The organism is Streptodolium elevatio (genome assembly GCF_040649515.1).
Taxonomy (GTDB): Bacteria; Actinomycetota; Actinomycetes; order Streptomycetales; family Streptomycetaceae; genus Yinghuangia; species Yinghuangia elevatio.
The window spans coordinates 1-9,904 of record NZ_JBEZFP010000218.1 but is presented as its reverse complement, the minus strand read 5'-3'; the positions used below and the strand labels follow the sequence as shown (position 1 = coordinate 9,904).

8 protein-coding genes are annotated in these 9,904 nt (G+C 73.6%); 2 read left to right on the top strand and 6 right to left on the bottom strand.

Features of this window, described 5'->3' with window-relative positions; translation table 11 throughout:
- The 6 genes from AB0C36_RS41485 to AB0C36_RS41460 form a co-directional block, all read right to left on the bottom strand.
- Positions 1-1,256, bottom strand: a 1,256-nt coding sequence (locus tag AB0C36_RS41485; protein WP_358364582.1) for a sigma-70 family RNA polymerase sigma factor, incomplete at its 3' end; no start/stop codon positions are given.
- 490 nt (positions 1,257-1,746) lie between these two features.
- Positions 1,747-2,472 (bottom strand): hypothetical protein, encoded by a 726-nt coding sequence (locus AB0C36_RS41480; RefSeq protein WP_358364579.1) that lies wholly within the window; start codon positions 2,470-2,472, stop codon positions 1,747-1,749.
- 143 nt (positions 2,473-2,615) lie between these two features.
- Positions 2,616-3,533: a 5'-3' exonuclease gene (locus AB0C36_RS41475; protein ID WP_358364576.1), complete on the bottom strand. Its 918-nt coding sequence runs from the start codon at positions 3,531-3,533 to the stop codon at positions 2,616-2,618.
- 67 nt (positions 3,534-3,600) lie between these two features.
- The gene (locus tag AB0C36_RS41470; protein ID WP_358364574.1) at positions 3,601-4,281 is read right to left on the bottom strand and encodes a GNAT family N-acetyltransferase; all 681 of its coding nucleotides are present in this window, start codon (positions 4,279-4,281) and stop codon (positions 3,601-3,603) included.
- Positions 4,282-4,362: 81 nt separating this feature from the next.
- The gene (locus AB0C36_RS41465) at positions 4,363-4,779 is read right to left on the bottom strand and encodes an STAS domain-containing protein (protein WP_358364571.1); all 417 of its coding nucleotides are present in this window, start codon (positions 4,777-4,779) and stop codon (positions 4,363-4,365) included.
- A 339-nt stretch (positions 4,780-5,118) separates the two neighbouring features.
- Positions 5,119-6,345: an amino acid deaminase/aldolase gene (locus AB0C36_RS41460; protein WP_358364568.1), complete on the bottom strand. Its 1,227-nt coding sequence runs from the start codon at positions 6,343-6,345 to the stop codon at positions 5,119-5,121.
- A 503-nt stretch (positions 6,346-6,848) separates the two neighbouring features.
- Here AB0C36_RS41460 and AB0C36_RS41455 point away from each other — a divergent pair.
- Together AB0C36_RS41455 and AB0C36_RS41450 are read left to right on the top strand one after the other, a co-directional pair.
- Positions 6,849-8,519 (top strand): carboxyl transferase domain-containing protein, encoded by a 1,671-nt coding sequence (locus tag AB0C36_RS41455; RefSeq protein ID WP_358364565.1) that lies wholly within the window; start codon positions 6,849-6,851, stop codon positions 8,517-8,519.
- Between the two features lie 323 nt (positions 8,520-8,842).
- Entirely contained in the window at positions 8,843-9,586 is a 744-nt protein-coding gene (locus AB0C36_RS41450) for an SseB family protein (RefSeq protein WP_358364562.1), read from the top strand.
- Positions 9,587-9,904: the final 318 nt, after the last annotated feature.

Sequence of the window (9,904 nt, the reverse complement as noted above, 5' to 3'; positions counted from 1 at the left end):
CACGCGCCCACGGCCGCCGCCGCGGCGGCGGCCGTCGCGAGGTACGCCAGCGCCGCGGCACCCAACAGGCCCTCGGCGGCGACGCGCATGCACGTACTGACACTGGCGAGTTCGAGGCATGCCGCGCGGCAGCGGTCGCACTCGTCGAGGTGTGCGCGCACGTTGTTCTCGGCGCGGTCGCCGAGGCTGTTGCGTACGTAAGCGCCGTAGTTCTTCGCGAACGGGCGGCACTCCTTGGGGAGTCCGTTCTCGACGTACACCTTGAGGTACGCCTCGCGCAGACCGTCCCGCGCCCGCTCCTTCAGCTTGGAGAGCGCGTTCGGGCTGACGCCGAGCAGCGGGGCCACGCGGTCGCGCGGCTCCCGCTCGACCTCGGTGTACCAGAGCACCGCCTGCCAGCGTTCCGGGAGTTCCTGGAACGCCTTGGCGGCCAGGTTGCGGTCGGTCGCGGCGACCGCGGGGTCTTCGGGCTCGCCGCTGGGGCCGGCTTCGTAGGCCGCCACGTCGTCGGTGAGCAGGACGCGCCTCTCGTTGCGGGCCCAGTCGCCCGCCACGCGCCTCACGGTCGTGAGGAGGTAGGGGCGGCATGCCTCGCGTGGTCCGTGGCCGGAGCGCAGGGCGTGCAGCGTGCGGGTGAAGGTCTCGCCGACGAGGTCCTCGGCGTTCTCGCGGGTGCGGGTGCACAGCCGGGCGAGCCTGCGTACCGCGTCCACGTGGCGCTGGTAGAGGACTTCGTACGCGGCGTCGTCGCCCTCGCGTACGCGGTCGGCCAGGTAGGCGTCGGACGGGCCGTCGTCGCCGCGTCCGTCCGCGCCCTGGTGGTCGCCTCCCGCGCCGCCGTCGCCGGGGCCGGGACGCGCCGGGCCGGTCGGCTCGGGGCCGGCCGGCGGCGCGCCCAGGGGGCCGCGGGGTTCGGGTGTGCCGGGGGAGCCTGCGGCGTTCGGCGGGCCAGTCGGCCCGACGGCGGCCGGGACGGGACCGGACGCTGCGGCGTCGGGCGTCCCGGCACCGGGCGCGCCGGCTCGGGGCGGCTCGTGCCCCCGCGGAGCCGGGAACGGGCCTCGGCGGTGCAGCGCGGTGCGTTGTCCGGGGAGGACGGGGCCCTGCGGCGGTCCGGCGTTGCGGCCCTGTCCCGGGACCCACGGGCCGTCGCCGCCGGGTGCGGCCGCGGCGGGGTCCACTGGTGCGGGGTCGGTCGGCGGGTCCGATGGCTGCCGGTCGGGACCGGAGGCCGAAGGGTCGTCCTCGCGTGACACCCGTGACCCCCTTGAGCGGTGCTCTTCGCCTCTGTCGTCAGCATCGTGGCGATCTCGGCGGCATCTGTCCAGATCGTCAGGGGGCGTACGCAGTGGGGGTGGTGCACTCCGGCGCGCGTGGTGCGGAGGGGGCGCGGGGACGAATCACCCGCGCCCGCCCCGGTTTTGGCGGCACCAAGGCCGTGACGCTGCGTCATGGGGTGCGTCGCGGACCCCATGGGGCGCGCGGGGCGGCGGGTGCGGGGGCGGCCCGGCGACGGGGGAACTGCGGTGGTCGGGCGGGGCGAACGGGAGGGAGCCGAACCGGTGGGAGCCGAACCGGTGGGAGCGGTGCGGGCGGCGCGGGAGGAGGGGAGGGCGGGGGAGGGGGAGGGAAAGGCGGCGGAGGGGGAGGTGCGCATGGGGGAGAGGGCCTTGCGGTCGGTGCGGGTGGCACGGGTGGCACGGGCAGTGCAGGCGGAACAGGTGGTGCGGGTCGTGCTGAACACGTTCAACTCCCCTGGGGCGTACCGGGCTCGACGGCGAGCCGGACGTGCGGGCGTGGGACTGCCGGGACGGTTCCAGGGGCGCCGTGCACCCCGGACAGAGGGTCGACGGGGGCGCGGCAGAGCCGGTCGAGGCGGTCCTCGAGCGCGGGTTCGTCGCCGTCGACCAGGGCCATCAGGCGGCCCGCGGGGACGGCGTGCACGTCTTCCTGCAGTGCCCGCTCCATGTGGCGCGCGGTCAGCAGGAGGTGCCGCAGGTGCGACCAGAACCGGGATTCGGCGACTTCCAGCTGCACGACGACGAGGCGCGTGTGCTCACCGGCGCCGATGCGGTCCTGGAGCCGCCGCTGCAGGAGCGCGGCGGACGGGAGTTCGGTGAGCGGATCGGTGCCGGGCGGCAGCGTCCCGGGCGCGGTGGACCGCGCGCGGGCGCCGACGTACGCCTGCACCACCGGCGCGGGCGCCGGGTACGCCAGCGCGCACAGGAACAGCGCGTCCAGCTCGGCGAGCGCCACGTCCAGCGGGATCTCGGCGGCGGCCCGGTCGCGGCCCAGCGCGATGCAGGCCGAACGCACATGTCCGGTCGTCACGAACGACTCGATGCACAGCTCCACTGCGGCGCTGTGCCATTCGACGCGGGAGGGCCAGCCGGCCCTTCGCGTCACACGGTGCCACTCGCCCCGCAGCCAGTCGGGGTCGGCGGTCGATGCGATGTCACACTCGGTACCCATGCCAAGGGAGACCGGGGTCCCTCGGAGAAGTGACGCGACTTCCGAGTAATATTTGGTGTGACCTGGATCACATACTGGCCGCGCGCCGGGCGCGCAGCCAGGTGACCCTTTCGGGTAGCGCTTTTACCTTGCCGTGACCGCCCTCAGCGGCGCTCCGCCAGCACCGCCACAAGGCGCTGCACCGAGCCGCCGAGGCCCCAGCGGTCGGCGAGCGCGCGCAGCGCGTCGGGGTCCCGGGGCGCGCGGGGGAGCGCGACGGGCAGATCGTCCGGAAGCGGAACATCACGGACCACCTGCACGACCCCGGGGGCGACGTCCAGGTAGTCGGCGGCGGCGACCAGGTTGCGGCGCCGCGCGGGGGTGAGCGACGAGGCGGGGTCCTCGGCGGCCCGCCGTACGCCCGCCAGGTCGCCGAACTCGCCGATCAGCTGGGCGGCGGTCTTCTCGCCGATGCCCTTCACGCCGGGCAGCCCGTCGCTCGCGTCGCCGCGCAGCGTGGCGAAGTCGGCGTACCTGGACGCCGGCACGCCGTACCGCGCCAACACCGCCGCCTCGTCGATCACGTCCACGACGCCCACCCCCTTGACGGGGTAGAGCACGCTCACCGCGCGCTTGTCGTCGACCAACTGGAAGAGGTCCCGGTCGCCGGTGACGATCTGCACGGGTGTCGCCGCCGCGGTCGCCAGCGTGCCGATCACGTCGTCCGCCTCGAAGCCCGGCGACCCGACGCGCGTGATGCCGAACGCGGCGAGCACGTCCTCGATGACGGGCACCTGCGGGGACAGGGTGTCGGGCACCTCCTCCTCGTCGGGCGCGTCGCCCTCGACGACCTCCGCGACGCGATGCGCCTTGTAGGAGGGGATCGCGTCGACCCGGAACTGCGGGCGCCAGTCGTCGTCCCAGCACGCCACGAGCGCGTCGGGGCCGTGGTCGGAGACGAGGCGCGAGATGAAGTCCAGCAGGCCGCGCACCGCGTTGACCGGGGTGCCGTCCGGCGCCTTCACCGAATCGGGCACACCGAAGTAGGCGCGGAAGTAGAGCGACGCGGTATCGAGAAGCATCAGTTGTCCAGGCACGAGCCCCATCGTGCCGTACGCCGGTGTCACGGCACGGAGATCGGCCGCCTGATCAGGGGGTGTCGTCGGCTGCGCCGAGGCCGGACACGCCCAGGCCGAACATGCCGAGACATGCGTCGAGTCCGTGGACCTCCACGGGTACCGTGCGATGCGCCTCCCAGGCGTCGCGGTCGATGCGTACGCGCCGCAGCATCCGCGCGCGCCCGTCCGCCGCCGCGTGGACCTCGAGGCCGTCGTCCGCGTACCCCAGCTTGCGCGACACCCCCAGCGACGCCGGGTTGTCGGTGAACGCCGACGACACCGCCCACTCCGCGCCGAGGCCCTCGAACGCCAGGTGCAGCACCGCCGCGCGCATCTCCGCGCCCAACCCCCGGCCCTGCCGGCCCCGCTCGATCCACGAACCCGACGAGACCTCGCGCCGTGTGACGAACTGTTCGCCGCTCAGATCCTGCGCGCCGACCGGCAGGCCCTCGTGGAACACCACCAGGTCGAGCGTCCAGTCCTCGGGCGTCCAACTCGCCCACTGCCGCCAGTGGTGTTGCAGCGCCGAGCGCGAGCGGTCCGGCTCGGGGACTGTGGACCACGGCATGGCGAAGGGCATGTACTCCGGGTCGTGGACGCCCCGCGCGACCGCCGCGAACAGGGCGTCGAAGTCCTCGAGGCGGGGGAGCCGCAACTCCAGGCGCGGGGTGGTCACGCGCAGTCCGAACAGCGGCCAGTGGTCCGTGATCATGTCTGATTCTGGCTTACGCGCGGGCATGCCGCCGAACGAATTCGCCCCCGTACGAACCCGTTCCGTGGACCGGACGCGGCGTCAGACCGCGAACTCGTCCAAGACCTCCTGCAACGTGTCGCGCACGCCGAGGATGTCGATGAGGCCGGTCATGCGCAGTGTTGCCCGCACATGCCGGTCGGGTGCGGCGAGGCGGAGTCCGCCCCCGCACGCGTGCATTGCCTTGAAGGCGTCGATCAGCACGCCGAGTCCGACCGAGTCACAAAACGTCAGCGCCGTGGCGTCGACGACCACGCGGCGGCACCCGCCGTCGATCAGATCGATCAGCGTGCGGTGCAGCAGCGGAGCGTTGTGGAGATCGAGCTCGCCGTGCAGATGGACAACCGCGCACCCGCGCCAGATTGTGACCCCGGTGACGGGGTGTTCCTGACCGAGCATGCCGAGCCGCGCGACCATGGCCTCGACCTTTCCGTGGTCGGGACGGGATTGGAACCTCACGGCGCCGAATGCATTCTGGGGCATCCGGAGCGTCCGTGGCACCCTTTCGGGCGCGCGTCTTGCGCGGGACCGGGTGGATCGCGGGCGGCTTGGCCGGATAAAGCCGGTTTCAACGCTGATCGGTTTCCGAAAAACCGGGCATACCAACCGCGCTGACGGGTGATCAGTCGATGATCGCTTTACCGGCAGTCACCCGAAAGGGTGAATGTGTGTGGGTGTGCGTACGCCCGTGAACGCACCGGCGCTGCGCCCCGGCCTGCGTGCGGCGCCGTGTGCCCATGCGCGCATCGGCCTCGCGCCCGTGTACGTATCGGCGTTGCGCCCCCTACGCGTGCGGCGCTACAGGAACGTGTGCCCCTCGCCCCGGTACGTCGGCACCGTCCCGACGACCCGGTCACCCTCCACCAGGTGCAGCGCGTCGAACCGTTCGCACAACTCGCCGGCCTTCGCGTGCCGGAACCACACGCGGTCCCCGATCAGCAGGTCGTCGGCGGCACTCCCGCGCAGCGGCGTCTGCACCTCGCCCGCGCCCTCCTGCGGGTCGTACGCCAGCCCCTGCGGCAGGTACGGCTGCGGCAGCCGGTCCCGCCCCGCGGCGCCCGAGGCGGGGTAGCCGCCGCCCAGCACGGACACCCAGCCGACCCCCGGCCGCCGGACCACCGGCAGCGCGAACAGCGCCGCGGGGCGGCCCCGGAAGCTGGTGTAGTCGTCGAACAGCCGCGGCTGGAACAGCCCCGACCCCGCCGCGACCTCGGTGATGCACGCCTCGGCGGCGGTGCGCTCCACGCTCCCGGTGCCGCCGCCGTTGACGAACTCCAGGTCGGCCACCGCGCGTACGGCCCGCACGATGTCCGCGCGGCGCGCGGCCAGTTCGGCCCCGGCGCGGGCCTGCATGAACCGGATGGCCCGGCCGTACAGCGCACGCCCGTGGGGAGCGTCGCCGACACCGGCGATCTGGGCCTCGTAGGCCATCAGCCCGACGAGGTGGAACTGCGGGCGCTTGGCGACCTGTTCGGCGACGTCGGCCACCTGCTCCGGGGTGTGCAGCGGCGAGCGGTGCGCACCCACGCGGATGCGCCCGCCGAACACCTGCCACGAGCAGTCGATGTCGACACACACGCGGATGCGCTCGGTGCCGTCGCCGCGCACGCGGTCGATGTAGTCCAACTGCGCGACGTCGTCGACCATCACCGTGACGCGCGCGGCGGCCACCGGGTCGGCGGCGAGGCGCGCGTACGCCTCCCGATCCGTCGACGGGTACGCCACGAGCACGTCCTCGACGCCTTCCGCGGCCAGCCACAGGGCCTCCGGCAGGGTGAAGGCCATGACGCCCGCGAAGCCGTCGGCCGCCAGCACCTCGCGCAGGAGGGGGAGGCAGCGCACGGACTTGCTGGCGACGCGGATCGGCGTACCGCCCGCGCGCCGCACGAGGTCCGCGGCGTTCGCCCGGAACGCGTCGAGGTCGACGATCGCGAAGGGCGCGTCGAGGTCCGCGGTGGCGCGGTCGTAGCGCGCCCGGTCGTCGGACGGGTGGTGGGCGGCGCGCGCGGCGGTGAGACTGGCCATGCCCCGCAGCCTGCCAGATTCGGTTACCGGGCGGTAGAACGGTGCGGGCGCGAGGTCTCGTCTCCGAGCTACTGCCGGGCCCGCGGGCGGTCGCGTGGTCTGGGCCTTGACGGCCCTCCCAGGCCGCTGTCTTACGGCCGCTCGGGTGCGGCCGCTTGCCGTCTCGGGCCTTGAGGGCCGTGCCGCAGCTCGACCTAGGCCGAGCTGCGGCCCGAGGGTTGTCCGACAGGGTTTTGCAGGCACCCCCCAGAAGAGACGAGGGTGATCGGAGCGGCTGGGGGAGCGAAGGAGTTGCGGCGTTGGAGCGGGAATGAGTGTGGCTGCGCTGCGCTGCGCGGCGCCGGGAAGGCCGCCCGCAAGCGGAGTGCCGGATTCCTGCACATGGCGGCGGCCGTCGCCCGCCCGTGACAGGGTGCTCATGATCGACAGACGGTCGACGCCCTCGGGTCCGTGCCCCGCATCCATCCCGAGGCGAACCAAGGCCCGGCCCGGAAGGCGGACCCATGCACGTGCGAGCCCTCGACCTGATCGACCGCGTCCTGGACGCGGGCAGCTTCACGGCCTGGACCGGGAAACTGCCCGAGCCGGACGGCATCGAGGCGGGGTACGCCGACGAACTCCGCGCCGCCCGGGACCGCACCGGATTGGACGAGGCCCTGGTGACCGGAGAGGGCCGCATCCACGGGCGGCGCGTCGCCGTCGTCGCGTGCGAGTTCGCGTTCCTCGCCGGATCGATCGGCGTCGCGGCGGCCGAACGCCTGGTCCGCGCCGTCGAACGCGCGAGCGCCGAACGCCTGCCGCTCGTGGCCTCGCCCACCTCCGGCGGCACGCGCATGCAGGAGGGCACCGTGGCCTTCCTGCAGATGGTGAAGATCTCGGCGGCGGTCGCGGCACACAAGGCGGCGGGGCTGCCGTACCTCGTCTACCTGCGCCACCCGACTACCGGAGGGGTCTTCGCGTCCTGGGGGTCTCTTGGACACGTCACCGCAGCGCAGCCCGGCGCGCTGATCGGGTTCCTCGGCCCGCGGGTGTTCGAGGCGCTGAACGGCGAGCCCTTCCCGTCCGGCGTGCAGGTGTCGGAGAACCTGTACGAACACGGCCTGATCGACGCCGTCGTGCCTCCGGAGCAACTGCGCGACGTGGCCGCACGCGTTCTCGAAGTCCTCGACACTCGGCCGGTCGACGGTGCGGCTGTGCCTGCGGCCGGTGCCGATGTCAGCGCTGGTGCTGGTGCTGGTGCTGATGCTGATGCTGATGTTGCGGTCGGTGTCGGTGTCGGTGTCGGTGTCGGTGTCGAGGTTGAGGCCGAGGTCGGCGATGTCGCCGGTGACGTGGGTTCCGACGTCGACCAGCCCGACAGCCCTGCATGGGAGAGCGTGCGCCGCTCCCGCGACTCGGAGCGCCCGGGGCTGCGTACGCTCCTGCGACACGGTGCCCGGAGCGTCACGCCGCTGCGGGGGACCGGCGAGGGCGAGAGCGAGCCGTCGCTGCGCCTTGCGCTCGCCCGGTTCGGCACGCAGGGGTCGCCGGGAGCGCCGTGCGTCGTCCTCGGCCAGGACCGTACGCGGCAGAGCGAGTACGGCCCCTTCGGACCCGCCGGACTGCGCCAGGCCCGGCGCGGCATGCGGCTGGCCGCGGAACTCGGCCTGCCGCTGGTGACCGTGATCGACACGGCGGGCGCGGCGTTGTCCGCGGATGCCGAACAAGGGGGCCTCGCCGGGGAGATCGCCCGCTGCCTCACGGAACTCGTGATGCTGCCCGCGCCGACGGTGTGCCTGCTGCTCGGGCAGGGGGCCGGCGGCGGAGCACTCGCGCTGCTGCCCGCGGACCGGGTGCTGTGCGCGCGGCACGGCTGGCTGTCGCCGCTGCCGCCCGAGGGGGCGTCCGCGCTGCTGTTCCGTACCACCGACCGCGCCGCCGAGATCGCCGACCGTCAGGGCATCCGCTCCGCCGACCTGCTCGCGAACGGCATCGTCGACCGGGTCGTCCCCGAACTCCCGGACGCCGCGGCCGAACCCGAGGCGTTCGTGCAACGCGTCGCGGCCGCGCTGGAGGACGAACTCACCGCGCTGCGCGGGGTGGACCCGGCCGCGCGGATCGCCCGCCGCCTGGACCGGTACCGGATGCTCGGCCTGCCGGACGGGTACGTGCCGGGCGCTCACTCGTACGAGTGAGTTGCCGTCGATCGGCACACGGCAACTCTCAAGCTGCCTAGCCTGATTCACGTTCGGGGACCGGGCTCCACACGCCCGGCCCGCGCCGCGAAGGCGGCCGACGACACTTGATCGCACCAGTCGTCCGCCCCGCAGGTCGCCGCCCCGGACGGGATGCCGCGCGTGGCCCAGTGGTCAAGCCCCGCGCGGCATCCCCGCGCGGTGTGGTGGGGCGTCGTGAAATGGCGTCTCTGAGTGGCTTCTGTGTGTGGTGCCCCTGTGTGGTCCCCTTTGTGGAATCCCTGCGGGCGGGGCGCCCGCTCCGCACCGTCTAGGGTCGAGGTGTGGACTTCACCGGCAAGAGCATCCCCGACCCCGGCTTCTCCGGCGACGACGGCACCGCCGATGCCGCGCTGACGGCGGCCCTTGCCGACACCTCGCCGCGGCCCGAGGACGTCCTCGCCGCCCTCGCGGGAGCCCGCCTGCTGGTCCCGGTGGTCGCGATCCTCGGCGAACAGGAGGACACCGCGCCGGGCGAGCTCAAGCGCGAGAAGTCCAGCGACATGGCGGTCCCCACGATTGCGGGACCTTCCGGCCGCAAGGCGCTCCCCGCGTTCACCTCGACGGACGCCCTCGCCCGCTGGCGCCCGGACGCGCGCCCGGTCCCCGTCGACGCCCGTCGCGCGGCGCTGGCCACGTACGCGGAGGGCGCCGACACCCTGCTGCTGGACCTGGCCGGGCCTGTTCCGTACGAGGTCACCGGGCCGGCCCTCCGTGCGCTCGCCGAGGGCCGCGAACTCCTGCCGCCGCACCGCGACGACACGGTCCGCGAAGCGGTCCGCGCCGCGGCTGCGGAGGAACCGGCCGTCAGCGCCGCGTACCTCACCGAGGGCGCGACGTCCGATCTCCTGCTGACGCTCGCGTCGAACGCCTCCCCGGCGGACATCACTGCCGCGGCCCGTCGCATCGCCACGCGGCTGGCGGAAGCTGAGGCGCTGCGCGCACGGCTTACCCGGGGGCTGGACCTGGCTCTGCTGGCGGAGTCGGTTACGCCGCCGGGTGCGCCGTTGTATGTGCGGGGGGCGTGAGGGGCTGCGGGGGGAGGACGCCAGGGTTCGGCGGGCCTGCGTTGTCTGGGGGGCCTGGTTCTGTTGGCGGAGTCGGGTTACGTCACGGACGATGCCGCGCTATGCGCGGGGGCGTGACGGGCCCTGTCGGCGAACCAGTATTCGGGCGGTTGGGACGCGGACGTCTGAGCATGCGCAGGTTGGGCCGTTCCGTCGTTGGTCCGGGGTCGGTCGGCCCTTGGTAGGGGTGGGCGCTTTTGTTTGAGTGCGGCCGTAGCACCCATTTTCGTGACTGCGCTCGTTCCTCGCTCCGTCACGAAAATGTGCACTCCGACCGCT

What these genes read in the sequence shown, in the direction of transcription:
- AB0C36_RS41460 (WP_358364568.1), bottom strand. Translation starts at nt 6,345, where the DNA reads ATGGCCAGTCTCACCGCCGCGCGCGCCGCCCACCACCCGTCCGACGAC.
- AB0C36_RS41455 (WP_358364565.1), top strand. Translation starts at nt 6,849, where the DNA reads ATGCACGTGCGAGCCCTCGACCTGATCGACCGCGTCCTGGACGCGGGC.
- AB0C36_RS41475 (WP_358364576.1), bottom strand. Translation starts at nt 3,533, where the DNA reads ATGCTTCTCGATACCGCGTCGCTCTACTTCCGCGCCTACTTCGGTGTG.
- AB0C36_RS41480 (WP_358364579.1), bottom strand. Translation starts at nt 2,472, where the DNA reads ATGGGTACCGAGTGTGACATCGCATCGACCGCCGACCCCGACTGGCTG.
- AB0C36_RS41470 (WP_358364574.1), bottom strand. Translation starts at nt 4,281, where the DNA reads ATGATCACGGACCACTGGCCGCTGTTCGGACTGCGCGTGACCACCCCG.